We start from the raw sequence: 19820 nt of genomic DNA on the forward strand, positions 1-19820 counted from the left end.
ATGAGAAAGCAGAAAAGTATACTGGAGATTCTCCTCTTTGTCCTGACACTGGTCCTTGCTATTATCTTCTTTTTTCCCATCTACTTCAGCTTAATTTCCGCCTTTAAAAGCAATGGAGCCATTCTGCGGGATGCGATCTCATTTCCAACCAGCTGGTACGTGGACAGCTTCGTGTATCTGTGGACCAAAACGGATTTCCCTAGAGCGATGGTCAACTCTATCATTTTAACACTATGCTCGATTATCGCGATGATTGCGGTCATCCCCATGGCGGCATACGCCATTGAACGGACGAATAAAAGATGGACGAATATGGTATATGTCTACTTTCTAGCAGGGATGATGATTCCATTTCAAGTCTATATGATTCCGCTGTTCAAAGAGATGAAAATGATAGGTTTATACGGCACATTAAGCGCACCGATTCTCATCTATATCTCCGGCTCGGTCGGGTTCGGCGTGTTGCTATATACAAGCTTTCTGAAAGGGGTGCCGCGTGAAATTGAGGAAGCGGCTGAAATTGACGGCTGCTCCAAGTACGGCATTTTCTGGCGGATCGTATTCCCGCTGCTTGGGCCGTGTACGGCGAGCTTGGTCGTGCTGAACGGTCTCGGGATTTGGAACGATTTCCTGATGCCAAGCTTGGTGCTGCCTTCGGATAAGCCCAAAACGATGATCGTCGAAATCTTCGGCTTCGTCGGCGAATATGCTTCTCAGTGGGACATGGTTTTCGCAGGCACGGCGATTTCAATTATCCCTGTTTTAATCGCTTTCATCGCGCTTCAGAAGTACTTTGTCAAAGGGATTGCAGCAGGTGCAACCAAAGGCTAATCACTAAACAATGGGGAAAGTGGGCAGAAGCATATGTTAAAAGAACAGGAACAAGGTTGGTTGAATGACGTTATTGATAGGATTTCAACGAAAATGGACTGGGTCAGCGAGAAGTCAAAACATAAAATTCCGTATACAACCATTAACGGAACACATGATAATCGTATCGTCGATAATCCTACAGGCACGGAGACAGATGAAATTAATTGGTGGACGAACGGCTTCTGGGGCGGCATGATGTGGCTCATGTATCATGAAACCGGCAACGAGAAATATAAAGAAATTGCGCAAATCTCCGAAAATGAATTAGATCGTTGTTTTGATGAATTTTATGGACTGCATCATGATGTTGGATTTATGTGGTTGCCGACGAGTGTGGCTAATTATAAAGTGACGCAGAATCCGGAATCTCGCAAGAGAGCGATGCATGCCGCTGTCCTGCTCGCGGGCCGTTTTAATTTGGCAGGGGGTTTTATTCGCGCTTGGAACGATCTAGAGGGCTCCGATACGAGAGGTTGGGCAATTATTGATTGCATGTTCAATATTCCGCTGCTGTACTGGGCTTCGGAAGAAACGGGAGATCCGCGGTTCAAGCAAATCGCGATGAAGCATGCCGATACGGCGATGACGGCGTTTGTTCGAGCAGATGGATCTGTGAACCACATCGTGGAATTTGATCCATTCGAAGGCGGTGTGATCAGATCATATGGCGGACAAGGCTATGAAGAAGGCTCCTCCTGGACGAGAGGGCAGACCTGGGCTTTGTATGGGTACATGATGAGCTACATTCATACGCAAAAGGATGACTATTTGCAAACCGCGAAACGGATTGCCAACTATTTTATCGCGAACATTCCTGCGGATGGCGTGATTCCCGTTGATTTCCGACAACCTAAGGAACCGAAGCTTAAGGATGATACAGCTGCAGCCATTGCGGCGTGTGGTCTGATCGAAATTGCGAAAGCCGTAGGCGAGCATGAAAAGGATCTTTACCTCGGTGCAGCGTTGAAGTTGCTCAAAACGTTGGATAGTACCCGAATTGATTGGTCAGCGGATAGTGATAGCCTGATTCAATTCGGTTCGGCCGCCTATCATTCGGCAAACCATCATCAGGCCATTATTTATGGCGATTATTATTTCATGGAAGCGATTTTCAAGCTTAAAGGGAACGATTTGTATTTGTGGTAGCGAAAAGGAGCACGAACCTCATGATTCAGAATCCAATTTTACGCGGCTTTAATCCGGATGCGTCGATCATTCGGGTTGAAGATGATTATTATATTGCAACATCTACCTTCGAATGGTTCCCTGGCGTGCTCATTCATCATTCCAAAGATTTAATGAACTGGAAACCGCTGACGCGTCCTTTGGATCGGGTGAGTCAGCTGGATCTGCGCGGTGTGCCAAGTTCAGGCGGCATTTGGGCGCCTTCCTTAAGCTACTGCGACGGTACGTTTTACTTGTGCTTTACGAATGTAGTTGGTAGAAAAGGTGTATATAAAGATCTGCACAACTATATCGTGACGGCGCCTTCGATAGAGGGACCTTGGTCGGAACCGATCTATCTGAATTCCAGCGGTTTCGATCACTTTTTGTTCCACGACACGGATGGCCGCAAGTATCTGTTTAATATGCAGTGGGATTTTCGCAAAAACAAAAAACGGTTTGCTGGCATTATCATGCAGGAGTTCTGTCCAAATGAAAGCAAGTTGATCGGGGAGATCAAGCTGATTACTGAAGGGACAGATTTGGGTGTGACAGAAGGGCCGATGGTGTATAAAAAGGATGGCTGCTACTATTTACTGATAGCTGAAGGGGGAACGGGTCCGATGCACGCCGCCACCCTTATGCGCGCAACTTCCGTAGGAGGTCCCTATGAAGTTGATCCGGACTACCCGATGATCACAACAAGAAACACGCCGGATCATCCGCTGCAAAATGCAGGCCACGGTTCCTTGGTGGAAACGCAGCTAGGAGACTGGTACATGGTGTTCATTTGTTCTCGTCCTCTTCCGGACGGCAGCAAACTCAGTCCACTAGGAAGAGAAACCTCCCTGCAGAAAGTAACGTGGACGCCGGAAGGCTGGCTGCGGCTGGCCTCAGGCGGAAAGCAGCCGCAGCTGCACATTCCGGAAACAGAGCTGACGCCGCATCCGTTTGCTCCGGATCCGATCCGCGATGATTTTGACGAACGGAAGCTCAGCGTGCATTGGCACACACTGCGCGTCCCGGCTGACGAGTCGTGGTTAAGCTTATCCGAGCGTCCTGGCTATTTGCGGCTCAAGGGGAGAGAGTCGCTTACCTCTTTGCACCACCAAAGCCTAGTGGCAAGACGCATTCAAAGCTTCACTTGTGAGATCGTGACATGTGTGGAGTATGAGCCGCAAGCTTTTACACAAATGGCAGGTCTTGTGCTTTATTATGATGAGTCCGATCATTACTATTTGCGCATCTCCCACGATGACCAGCTTGGCAAGCATCTGGCGATTATCGTTAGCGATCAGGGGCAATATGATGAATTGGACACGTATGTGCCGATTCCTGAAGGGCGGGTATATCTCAAAGCCGCAATGAATTTCGATCAAATTCATTTCTTTTATGGTTTAGACGGCCAGTCGTGGCAGCCAATGGGTCCGACGTTGTACTCAGGTAATCTTGCCGACAGCTACCAAAGTAAATTATCCTTTACCGGCGCTTTCGTTGGTCTTTGCGCACAGGATTTGCGCGGAACTCGCCTGCATGCGGACTTCGACTTTTTTGATTACACGGAGCTTGATGCCTAGCTTTTGCAGCTAACAATGAGGTTAAGGGGCAAAGTTTATAAAAAAACCAGTAAACCTTGAGTTTACTGGTTTTTTTATATGTTTCGTTTTCATACGTAACTGCTTCCATTGTACTTTTTAATGACATAGTCAAGCCGGATTTCACATAAAACTTAACAAGGAATTGATGCTGAAAGGGAGGTGTGGAAACAAATTGCTTTGGTTACTGTGGCTTATTTTGGCCGTGTTATTTGTGATTTTTGAACTTTATACAGGCACTTTTTACATGTTAGTTCTAGCAGCCAGTGCTTTTCTTTCAATGATCACTGCACTCGTCCATCTTTCTTTCCTGATACAGTTATGTGTGTTTACGGTTGGTGCGTTCTTGATTTATGCTTTTTTGTTGCCTATTGTACGCAAGCTGATACCTTCATCCAAAGAATTGCTGCCATCACCAAATCAATTAATAGGTCAAAAGGCATTCGTAATAAGTGATATCAAACCCGGTGAAGGCGGTTTAGTTAAGGTGAACTCCGACATGTGGAGTGCATACGCAGATGAGCTGATTCAAGTAGGTGAAGAAGCAATTGTCATAGATGTTAAAGTCACGAAACTGTATGTAAAAAAGGGGCAGGTGTAATATGGTAGGAGTTATCGTCTTTCTTTTTCTTATTATTCTCATTGTTGTTGTTATCATTAAAGGCATTAGGATTGTTCCTCAACAAACCGTAGCGATTGTTGAAAGAGTAGGGAAGTTTTATAAAACACTGCATGCAGGTATTAACATCATCATCCCAATTATTGATAATGTTCGCAGTCGGCATGATTTAAGGATTCAGCAGGAGAAAGTTCCTTCCCAATCCGTTATTACCAAAGATAACGTAGCCATTGGCGTCGAGCTTGCAACATTCTTCTCCGTTGTTGATCCTAAATTAGCTACATATGGCATAGCCAATTATGTGCAAGGCATTCACAATATTGTAGCTTCGGCCTTACGCTCCACGATAGGTAAAATGGAACTTGATGAAATTCTTTCGAATCGCGACCGCATTCAGGCTGAACTGCGTCAAGCCCTGGATAATGCTTCGGAGAACTGGGGAGTGAGAATTGACCGGGTAGAAATTTTACAACTGGAGATTCCAATTGATATCCAAACTTCCATGGAAAAACAAATGAGAGCGGAACGAGAAAAACGGGCGAATATCTTACAGGCAGAAGGTGAAAAACAAGCTACCGTTCTTCGTGCAGAAGCGCAGCAGTCCGCTGTTATACTTGCAGCGGAAGCGGAGAAACGACGTCAAATTCTTGACGCTGAAGCCAAGCAAAAATCACAGGAACTAGAAGCTTTAGGACGGGCAGAAGCAATTAAGCTTGTTGCGAATGCAGAGCGTTCACGCATAGAAGCACTGAATGAAGCCGGTCTAAATTCGGAGATCCTTACTTACAAGTCTTTTGAGGCACTTTCTGAGATGGCCAATGGAGCAGCATCAACAATCTTCATCCCAACGGATGTAGTTAGTACATTAGGCTCAGTTGGAACGATTGCCAAAGTATTTAAATTAGATAAAAATAGTGATCAATAAAACGGCCAAGTTCTGATACAGTGAAAAGAGACGGCCTCGTCTAGCGGCTGTCTCTTTTTTCTTTTGCCATTATGTATAGTTAAAACTTCGAAAGTGGCTTTCCATATCTCACTAGAACATGCCACATAAGTTTCAACTCTTGAAGTACCTCTTTATAGGTTCCGCGATCGCTCCATGAAGCGGGATTGCGTTTCAAGTCCATTACAGCCGATCCAATCATGCTCACATCGATAAAATCATTTCGTGCAATGCGTTTGGCCAAGGAAGGCATCGAGGGACCTCTAAAATCGGAGGGAACTTCGTTTGCCAAAAGCGCAAAGCCCATATGCCAATAGAGATCAATTGAATACTTGAGGCATATTTGCTCCAGAGTCCGGCCCGTAGGAGTACCTTTAAATGAAGGATCTGCAACGAGCACTTCCACGTCTTCCTTAAGTGAAATATCCCCATGTATCTGGGCCTCAATATAATGGTTAAGATTGCGGCTTGGCTCTTTGGTTCCTGGGTCAGAGAATGGCCTCTCCAAGTTAACCAACAGATGATTGATTAATTTCTGTGGTGTCAGATTTTTTTCCCCGATAGCAAAATCTCTTAAGAATGCCTCTTTCAGGAGAGCAGCCATAATGATATCGAACTCCTCATAAGTACCCTTTTCTTTCGGGTCTTGATGAGAATCCAAATAAGTGAATGTACTACGATGTGAGACCTCCGGGGATAGAAGGAAATAGCAAGATCCGAAACGTGGTGCTGGACCATCGGGATGGAACATCAAATCCAGTGCGCCATACTTGGGACGCTGGCTATTGGTTGAGCCCATTCGTTGATAGGCGCCTCCAAAGATCTTTTTTTCCCAAAGGTCGCGTTGACCGCCAGGATAAGCGGATACACTGCCATTTGATAATAATGTTTCAAATTGGCTCTTATAAATTCCTTGCTCAAGCAGGGCCTCGGCAACGCTTTTCATCGTCGGATCCGGCCTGTCTGGATGAAAATGCAGGGCAATTTTTGCGTGCGCCTTGAGTTTGGCGACAGCTTCTTCAAATGGTTTAGACGCGATATTAGACATTTGAATAATTTCTTTCATTGCCTGCTCAGCTTCATCTTTGTGGCTTCTTGCGTACTCTGTAATATGTTCTAAAGCCAATAATTGTGAATTTGATAATTTCATGGATATAGTAGTCGCTCCTCTTCGAACCGATTAGTCAATGTCCATATTACCTAAATTCCCCTTATATTTGCCGGGAGAGATGCCAACGGTGCGTTTAAACATTTTCAAAAAATTAGAATAATCATTAAATCCACACAGTTCGCAAGTATCTGTGACGCTATAGCCTTCCGAGAGAATCTGTTTAGCTTTGGATATTCGTTTGAAAAGAATATATTCATGGATGTTACTACCGATATATTTCTTGAAAACTCTCCCCATATAGAATCGATCCACATAAAATTTAGTAGAAAGAGATTCAAGTGAGAGATCCTTTTCCAAATTCATATCAATGTAGTCTAATAGAGAAGTTAATAATTCCGGCATAGAAGAAAGGTTGTCCGAACGATTAACGTCTTTGAATATAATATTGATTAAGACTAGCAATTCAATGAGATAATTCAGCTTTAAAATCTTATAGCCGGCATGGGGTTTAAGATTCTCAATTTGATTAAAAAGACGTAGAAATTCATTGATTTGGCTGGGTTGGAGCGTAATCTTATTTTGTTGGCCTTTGGGTTTGTTTAGAAAACAGCTTAGAAGGTCGAGACTTGGAGAATTAAACTTGCGAACGATATGTGGTGCAAACTGTAACGTTATTCGTTCGTATACGTTATCGTTTTTGAAGGAAGGTTTATGGATTTCTTGATTATTTGTAATCATGACATCGCCAAATTTAATTGGATACATGTTCTTTTCAACGAAGTAGTTCACATCACCTGAGATTAAAAAGTAAATCTCAAACTCTTCGTGCAAATGAAAGTTAACATTACATTTATTGGGATTATAGATTCTACGTTCATAACGGATGCATTCGTCTATACTTTCATAAGCTAAGTTCATCCATATTACCTCACTTTAAATACCTGAAGATTCAGGTGAATTGTAGTGTTACTGATGCTGGATACAATCCAGCGACAGCCGGTGAAATAATGACCGCAATCAATCTGATGTTCTATAAACTCCGGTGCTACCCAACCTTTCCTACACTTCCATATTAAAGAAGTTTACACAAAACTATTTTACAGACTACCGTCAAGGGAATCAAGTAGCCATTCCTGCACAAAAAACGATATTTTCATCACAAAAAACTATGACTTATTTCGAGTATTATTTTAGAATAGCAAAAGAAAACGCTTTATTCTTCGTTTTTCTTCCTGCGGTCAGGCTTAACTACATTTTAATATACGGGGAGGGGTATTGGGTGAGTCCAAAAAGAAAAGTGAAATTAGGTGTAATTGGTCTAGGCGGAATGGGAAGCAGCCATCTCAAGTATTTGACACGGATGGAGACAGTTGAAGTCGTAGCCGTTTGTGATGTTGTACATGAAAAGGCTGATAAAGCAGCAGTTCTGTACCATACCAAGGCCTATTACAGCCATACGGAGCTTTTTGACAAATCGGAGATAGAGGCTGTATTAATAGCCGTTCCCCATTACGATCATACACCTATATCGATTGATGCGTTCCATAAGGGCATCCATGTTCTATGTGAGAAACCTATTGCAGTGCATGTCAATGATGCACAAAAAACGATTGACGCCTATGAAAGCGCCAAGGAACATCACCCCAATCTGATGTTTGGCATTATGTTTCAAGAAAGAACTTACCCTCACCATAAAAAAATCAAAGACATTCTTGACGGCGGCGAGCTGGGTAAATTAATCAGAGCGACCTGGATTAATACCAAATGGTTCCGATCTCAACTTTACTACGATAGCGGCGAATGGCGTGCAACTTGGGCTGGAGAAGGCGGAGGAATTTTGACCAACCAATGTCCGCATAATCTGGATCTCTACCAATGGTTATTCGGTCTTCCGTCACGGATTAACGGTTTTGCGCATATTGGCAAATATCATGATATCGAAGTTGAAGACGAAGTGACGGCCTACTTTGAGCACGAGAACGGGATGGTTGGCCATTTTATCGTGACAACCGCTGAAACACCTGGATCCAACCGGATGGAGATCGTGGGGGAGTACGGAAAATTGGTTTTTGAGGATAATCAAATTGTGTTTTATCGAACCCGTGAGTCGATGCTTCGTTTTATCAAAGAATCGCAAAGCAGAATGGGCAATGTTGAAAATTGGTACACGGAGATTCCTGTGAACGTGAATGTGCCTACAGGGCATCAAGTCGTGACAGAGAAATTTATCGAGGCGATACAAAATGGCGGCGGGGAGCTTATCGCACACGGTCCTGATGGGATCAATGGACTAACCCTTGCGAACGCGATTATGCTTTCTTCGTTCAAAGATCAAACCATCAGGCTGCCTTTGGATGCCGACGAATACGAGAAGAAGCTGGACGAACTGATCCGAAGCTCCAAATACAAGAAGACAGTGAGACAGGATGTTTTTATGGATATCAGCTATTCCCAGGGTTAGGTCTTATCAACTCACAAAATATCTAGGGGGAACGATCAATGAAGGGTAAACTTGGCATGGTTTCAGCTTTATCTCTTTCTGTTGTATTATTCGCAAGTGTATTAACGGGGTGCACCTCTAATGCTTCGAAGCAATCAAGTACGTCAGAAAAAAATGAAGCAAGTTTATCTTCAATCCCACTTCCTATCGTTAATAAGCCTATCACCTTAAAAATGTTTGTGCCCATGGATGCCAAAGTAGCGGCAACGATGAAAAACTATAATGAAATCGCTGTGTTTAAAGAACTGGAAAAAAGGACAGGGATTCATATCGAGTTCATTCATCCTGCATCTATGGATGGGGCAGCGATCAAAGAACAATTTAACCTCATGGTCGCGTCGGGCGATTTACCTGATCTGATTTATTATAACTGGATAGGCGATTATAACGGCGGGCCTAATAAAGCGATCAAGGATGGCGTCATTTTGCCGCTGAATGATTTGGTAGATAAGTACTCACCCAATCTTAAAGCGTTTATGAACTCTGACCCTAAAGCGAATAAACAGCTGCGTACAGACGATGGTACGATCTATGTTTATCCCGAGGCCCAATCACCGAATCAATATGCGAAAGTAAACCCGAATCCGAATCCTGCTTTTCAGACTTTTGGATGGCAGATCCGCCAGGACTGGTTGGAAAAACTGAATTTAAAGTCACCTGAAACGATTGACGATTGGTATGAAGTGCTAAAAGCGTTCAAAACGAAAAATCCTAGCGGTAGCGGTAAAAATGACGAAATTCCTTTGGCGCCTAAGGGAGCGGGGGACCTGCAGAACTGGGTCAGAGCATGGGGGATCAACTACGGGTTTTATCATGACGGCGATAAAGTCAAATATGGACCTTACACGCCGGAGTATAAGGAAGCGCTAACAACCTTGGCAAAGTGGTATAAAGAAGGCTTAATCGATCCTGATTTTGGAATCACGGATGCCAAACAATTCGATACCAAAGTTATGGGTAACCGTGCAGGCTCATGGACGGGATCGACATCAGGAACATTCGGCAGATTCGTTCAATTGATGAAAGCGAAAGATCCGTCGGTAAAATTATCCGGAACGGTTCCGCCTTACGTTACAGGCACGAAGTCCTACAATTTCAATGTTGATGAAATTAAAGTTGCCAGTGGCGGCGGTGTCGCGATATCCGCAAAAAGTAAATATGCGAAGGAAGCTGCGATGTGGCTGGACTATGGCTACAGCCCGGAAGGATCACTGCTCAATACCTTCGGTATTGAAGGCGAGAGCTACAAAATGGTGAACGGTTCGCCTCAATTGCTTCCAGAGATTACGAATAATCCACAGGGCTTGTCGATTGATGAGGCGTTATCTAAATATTCCCGAGGTTCCGGCGGGCTGGCCTTTATCATGACACCTGAAATTTGGCAGCAGCGCATGGCTTTACCTGAACAACAGCAAATTATTGGCTTATGGAAAGCAGGCTCCTACGACAGAACCATGCCGCCGGGCGTAACGCCAACCATTGAGGAATCAACCAAGATGGCATCCATTACTTCTGCAGTTAATACGTATAGGGATGAGATATTCTCTAAAATGATCATGGGACAAGTCCCTCTTAGTGAATTTGATAATTATATGAGCAAATTAAAAGCTATGGGAATCGAAGATGCGATCAAAATTCAGCAAGCCGCATACGACAGATACATGGCAAGGCAATAAGCCTTAACGTTGACCAGATTTGGATTGGCTAGCAGCCAGAGCGCCAGCACTTGATCGCCTCCCATAGGTAAGATCAGTGCTGGATGCCTGCTGCGCGAATTTCTTCACTCAAAGGGGACAAACGATGGAGAATATGACGGTTGGTGAGGCGGCGCATGCCAGAAGTGTCTATCAGACGACGAAGCAAAGCAGCTTTGTCCATAGACTTCGAAGAGACTTGTATAAAAACAGAATCATTTATTTCATGGCCTTACCCGTGGTCGCTTACTATATTATTTTTCAATACATTCCTATGTATGGAGCCTCGATTGCTTTTAAAGACTTCTCTCCAATGAAGGGAATTTGGGGCAGCACTTGGGTGGGAATGCAGCATTTTACCGATTTTTTCAACGATGTTTATTTCGGCAGAATTCTTACGAATACCCTTTTAATTAGTGTATATTACATTATTTTCGGTTTTCCGGCACCAATCATTTTGGCCTTGCTATTAAACGAAGTACGAAGAAATGATGTTTTTAAAAGGTTTGTGCAATCGGTGACGTATTTACCGCATTTTATCTCGGTTCTGGTTTTATGCGGTTTAATTGTTGATTTTACGGCAAGAAACGGGATTATTAATGATTTACTCGCCTTCATGGGAATGGAAAGAATAACGATGCTGCTTGAACCCGGATTATTCCGAACCATCTATGTGAGCTCTAATATTTGGCAGGAAGTGGGTTGGGGCTCAATTATCTATTTGGCTGCTTTAGCCGGCATCGATCAGGACTTGTATGAAGCTGCGACGATTGACGGGGCGGGACGTTTTAAGCAAATGCTGCATGTTACACTGCCGGGGATTATGCCCACCATTATCATTTTGTTTATTTTAAGAATGGGAAGCATGATGAATGTCGGATTCGATAAAATCTTCCTGTTGTACAATCCCGTTACTTACGAAACTTCAGATGTGATTTCAACTTATGTATACCGTAAGGGGATTCTGGAAGCAAACTACAGCTTCAGCGCAGCCGTTGGCTTATTTAACTCGGTGATCAATTTTGCGCTCTTGGTAGCTACCAACAAAATCAGTAAAAAAGTTAATGAGACCAGTCTTTGGTAGGGAGGGATGACGATGAATCTAAAGCGAAGCAAGGCCGAAGCTATTTTCGGTTTTATTAATATATGCTTCTTGCTGTTTCTAGCTCTAATTACACTTTATCCATTTCTATATGTTACTATGGCGTCCTTAAGCAACCCCTCTAGTTTAGCGAGCCATTCCGGTTTGTTGCTCTGGCCTTTGGGTTTTAATGTAGACGGCTACATAAGTGTTTTTAAAAACCCCAATATCATCACGGGTTACACCAATACATTAATTTATGTTGTAGTGGGAACAAGTATCAACGTAGTGATTACCTCGATCGGTGCCTATGTATTATCGAGAAAAGGTGTCATGCTGCGGGATTCCATCATGATGATGATTGTGTTTACGATGTTTTTTAGCGGAGGCTTGATTCCAAACTATTTGCTTGTAAAAAGTCTCGGCATGTTTGACACGATGTGGGCACTCATTTTACCAGGGGCAATCAGCACCTATAATTTGATCATCATGCGAACCTCGTTTGCGGCGATTCCGGATAGTTTGGAAGAATCCGCTCGTATTGACGGAGCCAATGATCTCACGATCTTGTTTCGAATCGTGATGCCTTTATCGCAAGCCGTGATCGCCGTTATGATTTTGTTTTACGCTGTGGCCCATTGGAACTCGTGGTTCAGCGCCATGATTTATTTGCGAGATCGAGATGCTTATCCTTTACAGCTCTTCTTACGTGAGATTTTGATAAACAGCAGTACCGACAGTATGATTACCGGTTCCGGCGGGAGCGATAAAGAAGCGGTTAGCGAAATTATTAAATATTGCACAATCATTATTGCCACATTACCCATCATTGCCGTGTATCCTTTCTTGCAAAAATACTTTACCAAAGGGGTTTTGGTAGGCGCTGTGAAGGGTTGAGCAAATAGGCCCTTATTAAAGTTGAAACGAGGGATTGGCATGATCTCTGAGGATCAAGTGAAGTTTTATCATGAGAATGGTTACTTACTTGTAAAAGGTGTATATGACGCAGAGGAAGTTGAAACGTTCAGAGAATCGGTAGAAACATTCCTGAAGAGGGCGGCTGCATCGAAATTTGACCGGAGCCATGCTTGGGCTGGAGGCTACCTGCCGCCGGAAGAACTAAAGAAGCTGGTGCTTAAAGGTTTCCATGATGTTCAATATCATGACGCCCAGTTTATGCGCATGATCACGCAAAGGAATTTGATCAAGATTTTCACCCAATTGATTGGCGATAATGTTCAACTGCATCATACCAAGATGATGGTCAAACCTCCGGAGAAGGGGGCAGCCTTCCCCATGCATCAGGATTATCCGTATTTCCCGCACAGCAAGCACAGTATGATGCTCGCCAGCATCCATTTGGATCATACGAATGAGGAAAACGGTTGTTTGCATGTTATTCCGGGATCGCATAAACAGGGGCCATTACCACATGTAGGAAGCTATTATTTGAATCATAAAGAATATCCTATAGAGAGCGGAATTCCTTGTGTCGCTGAATCCGGAGACGTATTATTTTTTAACTATTTAACGATTCATGGCTCACCGATTAACCGCAGCGACCGGACGCGCAGAAATATACTTGTCCAGGTTCGTGATCCCGAGGATCAGCCGACGAATGATAAACATGTAAACTGGGGACAGGGGTTAATGCTTCATGGCATAAATCCGAGATTTAGAAACTATAAATATGAAGGAACATTACTGGAAGTTTGATAGCTGACAATAGGATGGGAAAAGAAGTCTAAAATATGTGAACAAATTGGAGTGAACCTATATGAAATTATCTTTTACCACGTTAGGGTGTCCCGAGTGGCCTTTAGACAAAATTATTTCCAACGCGACTGAATATGGATTTGATGCAATTGATTTTAGAGGCTTGACCGGTGAAATGAATATTTACAAGCTTCCGGAGTTTTCCGAGCAGGTGGAACAAACACTTCGTAAAATTGCGGATGCCGGTCTGCATGTATCATGTTTTTCCAGCTCCGTTCATTTATTTTCAGCTGAAAACTTTGAAAAGAATATGCAGGAGATTAGGGAATTTTCAAAGCTTTGCCGTATTTTCGGGACACGCTACATTCGTGTGTTTGGCGGTAAAATTAGCGGTGATGTTAGCCGGGAAATGGCTGTTGATCAGGTCGCTCAGCATGTAAGCGAAATGGCAAAAATCGCAAAGGCACACGGTGTTAAGCTTTTAATTGAAACACATGATGACTGGATTTCATGCGTAAATATGAAAAAGGTGTTGGAACAGGTGGATACGGAAGCCGTGGGGGTACTGTGGGATGTGCACCATCCTTACCGCATGGTGGGAGAACAGCCTGAAGAAACTTGGAAGACACTGGGGCAGTGGATCGAGTACACGCATGTGAAGGATTCACGTGCCGGAGAAGGAGGGGGAGAAGACTTCCGTTACTGTTTAACAGGGGAAGGAGATATCCCGCTGAAAGACATCTACAAGTTATTAGTTCGTGAAGGTTATCAAGGTTATTTCACCTTAGAGTGGGAGAAAAAATGGCATCCTGAATTGGAAAACCCGGAAATTGCCTTTCCCCAATATGTACAATACATGCGCAAATTAATGTCGGAGGTAACGATATGAAAAAGATTAGAGTTGCCATCATAGGACAAGGACGCAGCGGTCGTGATATACATGCCAATTCCTTAAGTCAAATGAAGGAGCAATATGAAATTGTTGCAGTAGCTGACATGTTGGAGGAGCGGTTGGAGCGAGCCAAAAAAGAGTTGAATTGTGAGGTTTACCGTGATTACCGTGATTTGTTCAAGAGAAACGATATTGATTTAATTGTAAATGCTTCGCCCAGCCATTATCATTTCACGATTTCTAAAGAAATTATGGAAAGCGGATTTCATGTCCTGTCTGAGAAACCGCTTGCCCGAACGGCACATGAGGTTGATATTTTGATGGATACGGCGAAGAAAACAGGGAAATTGCTTGCTATTTTTCAGCAATCCAGGTACGCACCCGCTTATCGCCAAGTGCAGGAAATTATCAAATCCGGCGTGATTGGACGCGTGGTTCAGGTCAGTATTGCCTACAACAATTTTGCAAGAAGATGGGATTGGCAGACTTTAAAAGCGAATGATGGAGGCAATCTCTTAAATACGGGTCCACATCCGGTAGATCAAGCCCTCCAATTTTTCGGAAGCGAGGAAATGCCGCATATCACTTCCATGATGGATCGCGCGAATACGGCTGGAGATGCCGAGGACTATGTAAAAATCATCCTGCATGGCCACGGGCGTCCCGTCATTGATATAGAAATTTCCTCCTGCTGCGCATATCCGAGTTTCACCTATAATGTCCAAGGGACTAGAGGCGGAATCAAAGGGAGCACAACCCATCTGGACTGGAAATATTTCAAACAGGAGGAAGCGGGAGAACTGAAATTAGTGACAACGCCTATGGTCAACGAAAAAAATGAGCCGGCTTACTGCCGTGAACAACTAAAGTGGTACGAAGAAAGCTGGGACATTCCCGCCGAACAGGGGAAAGATGTATTCCCTTCAATGGCCCAAAACTTCTATAACATGATTTATAATACGATCGTACATGGGAAAGAACTTGAAATTACACCATCACAAGTGCGCCAGCAAATTGCCGTTATGGAAGAATGTCACAGACAAAATTCACTATAATTGGAAATTATAGCAAAAAATTATATTGAAATGACAAGAGGCTGCCAGCAAATTGGCAGCCTGTTTAACTACTGGATTAACTTAAGCACCGATTCATGTAGTATAGGATTTGCTTCTTCCACCAGTACCAATCATGATTGACATCGTGCCCCCAAAATTCCACGTTTGCTGGGATGTGTTTCTCCTGCAGCACTTCCAAGAGCTTCTGCGTCTCCGATCGCATTAAATCTTCATAAGCGCCTTGGCCTGTACAAATGAAGATTTTGCTGTTCCTGTACGGATTCAGATAAGAATCGTCTTCCAAGTTTTTTAAATAGTGAAGGGGAGAATGGTAATAAGCTGAAGGAGGGACCTCTTCTCCAAAAAAACGATTGGTCGAATACAAACCGCTTAAAGCAATTAAACTGTCAAAATATTGTGGGTGCCGGAAAAACATATTGGCACTGTGATAAGCCCCCAGCGAACATCCTGTCGCCAAAATCTTCTGCGTTTGTCCTCCGTTATTCTCCTTGCTTTGATGCAGAATAGAAGGAATGAGCTCATTTTTCACATAGGCATCATATTGGTCGTAGCGTTTCATTTTCTCATCGGTCGTCGAGTTCTTGGCATAAAATGTCTCTTCGTCAATGCTGTCGCATGTCCAGACTTGAATTTGTCCTTGTTCAATATAACTACCCAACGTGCCGATCATACCGGAATCTTCATATTGATAAAACCGTCCGCAGGAGGTGGGAAAAACAAGAACAGGCTTCCCTTGATGTCCGTAAGTTTTGTATTCCATGTCCCTATGCAAGTTATCACTATATGCCTTGTGGTAGGCTACTTTCATGCATACACCTCGACTTTGTTTTCTACTGCATGGATAAAAGCTTCAATTCGTTTCACTTCATTAAAGTCCTTTGAGCGAAATTGATACGCATAATTTCCCCTTGACTGGCTTTGCACATCCTCAATGCTGAAGTGATGGACAATCTCACGGTGATATCGCTGCATGATCTCTTCGTGCCCATGGGCGTAGGGGAGGTGGTTTTTATGGCTGGCAAACCCGGTATAATACTTCCCGGCAAAAGGTCCTTCCACCTGATTATTAACAACCATCTTCGCCCATAGCTCATAAATATCTATATCGTAAGTGTAGTTGATTGCATCCGTCATCCACGAACCGGGCGGCCTCATATTGACTTCAAGCGCAATAATATTTCCGTCCCTATTAGATTTAAAAAACTCGAGATGAAAAAAGCGTTCTCTGATCCCGTAGGTTTGGATGATTTTTCTACCGGCCTCCTCAATTTCTCCGCTTACTTCTTTTAAACAATAGTAGCTAAAATGATTTCCAGCATTTACGGATTCCATGATGCTATGCGGAAATTCGTGGCTTGCAGCAAATAGGATTTCTCCATCCTTGTTGACGAGACCATCGTAGGTTTGCAGTACGCCGTCTATATGCTCTTGCATGATAAATTCGACTTCTGGCGGTTTGGTATGTAAGAAATGCTCCAGCTCCGATTCGTTCGCGATTTTGTAAGTCATGTTCGCTCCCACGCCTATATTCGGTTTTACAACGACGGGATAGCCGCCGATTTTCGCAATAAATTTCTTTGCCTTCGCACGATCGAATTTCGTTATGGAACGTATGGACTCGACACCGCTTTTTTTGAAAAACTTTTCCATCTTCGATTTTTGTTTCAAATTTGAAATGAAATCGAGCTTTGTCCCGAAAATGTTGAAATCCGTTCGAATGTGCGCATCAAGCTCTAGCCAATGCTCGTTAAGGGATTCGAAACGATCAATTTTTCCATATTTATGGGTATAGTAACCGACCGCGCGCAGAACCTCATCATAATCTTCCAGACGATCTACTTTGATATACTCAGTCAGCGAATACTGCAGCTTCTCGTCAAGTAGGTAATAATCCACATCGCTAATGCCAAGGACATTCACTCCGCATTTTTTCAATTGAAAGCAAAATTCCGTGCAGTACTTTGGATAATTCGGTGAAAAGAAAATAAAGTTCATTTATTTGTCCCTCCTGACTCCTATTATCTAAAATCTTATCCTGACATTTCCATGTTTTCAAGAAAATCAATTGTAAAGATTAGTGCTTTATGGAAGTAATGACAGCGAAATCGTATGATTCTTTCATTATTCTTTCATTAGCCTTCTTTACAATGAATGATAGCGAACGTCTAGTTGCAGAAACCGTTATATGAAAGGAGCAAACCATGAAAAAATTAGTCTTATCCCTATTCATTGTATTATTTGTGTTTGGGACTTCATTTTCGCAGATTCAGCTTGTGTATGCAGCTGAGAGTGATTTTACTTTTACAGTCGGTTCCAACGGTGCGACGGTTACAGACTACAAGGGCACGGATCTGAACGTGGTTATTCCCGCTGCTTATGCGGGTACGACGGTAACCGAGATCGGGAGATCAGCATTTGATACGTACGGTACGGGCAAACCCAAAATTACGAGCGTCGTGATTCCGAACAGCGTGAAGGTCATTCAAACGTATGGATTTCGTTATACTAGCCTCACTTCCATAGACCTTCCTGACAGCTTGTTAACAATCGGTTCCAGCGCATTCGAAAACAATCCATTAACTTCCGTCGTATTTCCAGATAGTGTGACGATGATCGGAAACTACTCTTTTTATATGAATAATTTGACATCGATTAAATTATCGGAAAATTTGAAGACGATTAACGGTGGAGCTTTCGACACGAATCACATTACGAAACTAGTCATCCCAGCAGGCGTAACGAAAGTCGACAGCAGCTCATTTTATAATAACAACTTGACTAGCATAACGGTGTTAGGCGATGCAACAACTTTTGGAACAGGCGTATTTGCAGGCAATCCAGGCAATCTGAAAATATTCGGAATTGCGAATTCCCCCGTATCTGCTTATGCGTCAAGCAACGGACATACGTTTGTGGACGGAACAACTTTGTTTCAAGCGGTCGCTAACGCCAAGTCGTTGTTGAAAAGTCATCTGGCGGGCACCGGCGTAGGGCAAGTGCCGGCCAATACGTACAACAACTTGTCTGCAGCCTATGACACAGCTAAGCTTTTTATCGACGGAATCGGGAATGCGACCAGCGCCTCCGACCTGGCAAACGCCGCTATACCTCTGACTTCTTCCATTGCGGTATTCAATGGGGACATTATCCAAGCCGGCAATCCCGCAGCGTTGGGGGCAGCAATCACAGCGGCACAGCAGGCGATGACGAATCATCCGCAAGGGGTGAATGTGGGACAAACATCGGCGGCAGACCGCATCGCTTTGCAAAACGCAATTACTGCCGCCCAACAAATTTTCAATCAAGCCGCCCAATATCTTCAAGGCGAATTAGATGTGGCTGTGGCACATTTGGAAATGGCGATAAATACATTCGAAGAAGTGATTATCTCAGCCGGCGATCCGACGGCGCTGGGCGCAGCGATCACAGCGGCGCAGCAGGCGTTGACGGATCATCCGCAAGGGGTGAACGTGGGACAGACTTCGGCAGTAGCGCGCGCCGCACTGCAGACAGCGTCCAATGCAGCGCAGCAGATTCTCAATAACGCGAGCAATTACACGCAGGATCAACTGGATACAGCCGTAGACCAGTTAAACTCGGCGGTTCAGGTGTTTAATGCCGCCGTTATACAGGCCGGCATTCCGACGGCGCTGGGCGCAGCGATCACAGCGGCGCAGCAGGCGTTGACGGACCATCCGCAAGGGGTGAACGTGGGGCAGACTTCGGCAGTAGCGCGCGCCGCACTGCAGACAGCGTCCAATGCAGCGCAGCAGATTCTCAATAATGCGGGCAATTACACGCAGGATCAATTGGATACAGCCGTTAGCCAGTTAAACTCGGCGGTGCAAGTGTTTAATGCCGCCGTTATCCAAGCGGGCATTCCGACGGCGCTGGGCGCGGCGATCACAGCGGCGCAGCAGGCGTTGACGGATCATCCAGAAGGAGTGAACGTGGGGCAGGTGTCAGCGGGAGCGCACGCCGCACTTCAGACAGCGTCAAATACGGCGCAGCAGGTACTTGATAACGCGGGCAATTACACGCAAGATCAATTGGATACAGCTGTTAACCAGTTAAACTCAGCGATTCAAGTGTTTAATGCCGCCGTAATACAAGCGGGCATTCCGACGGCGCTGGGCACGGCGATCACAGCGGCGCAGCAGGCGTTGACGGACCATCCGCAAGGGGTGAACGTGGGGCAGACTTCGGCCGTAGCGCGCGCCGCACTGCAGACAGCGTCTAATGCAGCGCAGCAGATTCTCGATAACGCGGGAAATTACACGCAGGATCAACTGGATACGGCCGTAAACCAGTTAAACTCGGCGGTGCAAGTGTTTAATGCCGCTGTTATCCAAGCGGGCATTCCGACGGCGCTGGGCGCGGCGATCACAGCGGCGCAGCAGGCGTTGACGAATCATCCGGAAGGTACGGATGTAGGACATACTTCGGCAGCAGCGCGCACCGCACTGCAGACAGCGTCCAATGCAGCGCAGCAGATTCTCGATAACGCGGGAAATTACACGCAGGATCAACTGGATACGGCCGTAAACCAGTTAAAC

At 44.5% G+C, this 19820-nt stretch carries 17 protein-coding genes; 13 read left to right on the forward strand and 4 right to left on the reverse strand.

Annotated features, from left to right (window positions below):
• The 5 genes from AC3WTJ_RS02625 to AC3WTJ_RS02645 all read left to right on the forward strand — a co-directional run bounded on the left by AC3WTJ_RS02625 (nucleotide 1) and on the right by AC3WTJ_RS02645 (nucleotide 5176).
• Nucleotides 1-831: a carbohydrate ABC transporter permease gene (locus AC3WTJ_RS02625; RefSeq protein WP_492520435.1), complete on the forward strand. Its 831-nt coding sequence runs from the start codon at nucleotides 1-3 to the stop codon at nucleotides 829-831.
• Nucleotides 832-864: 33 nt separating this feature from the next.
• On the forward strand, nucleotides 865-2019 hold the full coding sequence (locus tag AC3WTJ_RS02630) for a glycoside hydrolase family protein (RefSeq protein WP_492520436.1): 1155 nt from the start codon (nucleotides 865-867) through the stop codon (nucleotides 2017-2019).
• Between the two features lie 20 nt (nucleotides 2020-2039).
• Nucleotides 2040-3614, forward strand: coding sequence for a glycoside hydrolase family 43 protein (locus AC3WTJ_RS02635; RefSeq protein ID WP_492520437.1), 1575 nt, complete (start codon nucleotides 2040-2042; stop codon nucleotides 3612-3614).
• Between the two features lie 193 nt (nucleotides 3615-3807).
• A complete protein-coding gene (locus AC3WTJ_RS02640; protein ID WP_492520438.1) occupies nucleotides 3808-4233 on the forward strand; it encodes an NfeD family protein in 426 nt (141 codons plus the stop codon).
• Nucleotide 4234: 1 nt separating this feature from the next.
• The gene (locus AC3WTJ_RS02645) at nucleotides 4235-5176 is read left to right on the forward strand and encodes an SPFH domain-containing protein (protein ID WP_492520439.1); all 942 of its coding nucleotides are present in this window, start codon (nucleotides 4235-4237) and stop codon (nucleotides 5174-5176) included.
• Nucleotides 5177-5255: 79 nt separating this feature from the next.
• Here AC3WTJ_RS02645 and AC3WTJ_RS02650 read toward each other — a convergent pair whose 3' ends face one another.
• Nucleotides 5256-6344 (reverse strand): DUF3626 domain-containing protein, encoded by a 1089-nt coding sequence (locus AC3WTJ_RS02650; protein WP_492520440.1) that lies wholly within the window; start codon nucleotides 6342-6344, stop codon nucleotides 5256-5258.
• 30 nt (nucleotides 6345-6374) lie between these two features.
• A complete protein-coding gene (locus AC3WTJ_RS02655; RefSeq protein WP_157318937.1) occupies nucleotides 6375-7223 on the reverse strand; it encodes an AraC family transcriptional regulator in 849 nt (282 codons plus the stop codon).
• Between the two features lie 361 nt (nucleotides 7224-7584).
• Here AC3WTJ_RS02655 and AC3WTJ_RS02660 point away from each other — a divergent pair, with 361 nt between their 5' ends.
• From AC3WTJ_RS02660 to AC3WTJ_RS02690, 7 genes are all read left to right on the forward strand, one after another.
• Nucleotides 7585-8766, forward strand: coding sequence for a Gfo/Idh/MocA family protein (locus AC3WTJ_RS02660; RefSeq protein ID WP_492520441.1), 1182 nt, complete (start codon nucleotides 7585-7587; stop codon nucleotides 8764-8766).
• Nucleotides 8767-8804: 38 nt separating this feature from the next.
• Entirely contained in the window at nucleotides 8805-10481 is a 1677-nt protein-coding gene (locus tag AC3WTJ_RS02665; RefSeq protein ID WP_492520442.1) for a type 2 periplasmic-binding domain-containing protein, read from the forward strand.
• A 133-nt stretch (nucleotides 10482-10614) separates the two neighbouring features.
• Nucleotides 10615-11583: an ABC transporter permease gene (locus tag AC3WTJ_RS02670; protein ID WP_492520959.1), complete on the forward strand. Its 969-nt coding sequence runs from the start codon at nucleotides 10615-10617 to the stop codon at nucleotides 11581-11583.
• A 12-nt stretch (nucleotides 11584-11595) separates the two neighbouring features.
• Nucleotides 11596-12477: a carbohydrate ABC transporter permease gene (locus AC3WTJ_RS02675; protein ID WP_492520443.1), complete on the forward strand. Its 882-nt coding sequence runs from the start codon at nucleotides 11596-11598 to the stop codon at nucleotides 12475-12477.
• A gap of 39 nt (nucleotides 12478-12516) precedes the next feature.
• On the forward strand, nucleotides 12517-13296 hold the full coding sequence (locus AC3WTJ_RS02680; protein ID WP_492520444.1) for a phytanoyl-CoA dioxygenase family protein: 780 nt from the start codon (nucleotides 12517-12519) through the stop codon (nucleotides 13294-13296).
• Nucleotides 13297-13357: 61 nt separating this feature from the next.
• Nucleotides 13358-14185: a sugar phosphate isomerase/epimerase family protein gene (locus AC3WTJ_RS02685; RefSeq protein ID WP_492520445.1), complete on the forward strand. Its 828-nt coding sequence runs from the start codon at nucleotides 13358-13360 to the stop codon at nucleotides 14183-14185.
• Nucleotides 14182-15243: a Gfo/Idh/MocA family protein gene (locus AC3WTJ_RS02690; RefSeq protein ID WP_492520446.1), complete on the forward strand. Its 1062-nt coding sequence runs from the start codon at nucleotides 14182-14184 to the stop codon at nucleotides 15241-15243. The genes AC3WTJ_RS02685 and AC3WTJ_RS02690 overlap by 4 nt, the downstream gene beginning before the upstream one ends.
• 76 nt (nucleotides 15244-15319) lie before the next feature.
• Here AC3WTJ_RS02690 and AC3WTJ_RS02695 read toward each other — a convergent pair whose 3' ends face one another.
• Nucleotides 15320-16072: an esterase family protein gene (locus AC3WTJ_RS02695; protein WP_492520447.1), complete on the reverse strand. Its 753-nt coding sequence runs from the start codon at nucleotides 16070-16072 to the stop codon at nucleotides 15320-15322.
• Nucleotides 16069-17259 (reverse strand): ATP-grasp domain-containing protein, encoded by a 1191-nt coding sequence (locus tag AC3WTJ_RS02700; protein ID WP_492520448.1) that lies wholly within the window; start codon nucleotides 17257-17259, stop codon nucleotides 16069-16071. Before AC3WTJ_RS02700 ends, AC3WTJ_RS02695 begins: the two co-directional genes overlap by 4 nt.
• A 206-nt stretch (nucleotides 17260-17465) precedes the next feature.
• On the opposite strand from AC3WTJ_RS02700, the gene AC3WTJ_RS02705 reads away from it, so the two are divergent.
• Nucleotides 17466-19820: leucine-rich repeat protein (locus tag AC3WTJ_RS02705; protein ID WP_492520449.1), on the forward strand; the 2355-nt coding region annotated here is incomplete at its 3' end.

It is taken from the genome of Paenibacillus sp. FW101-FHT12H11, from assembly GCF_058790355.1.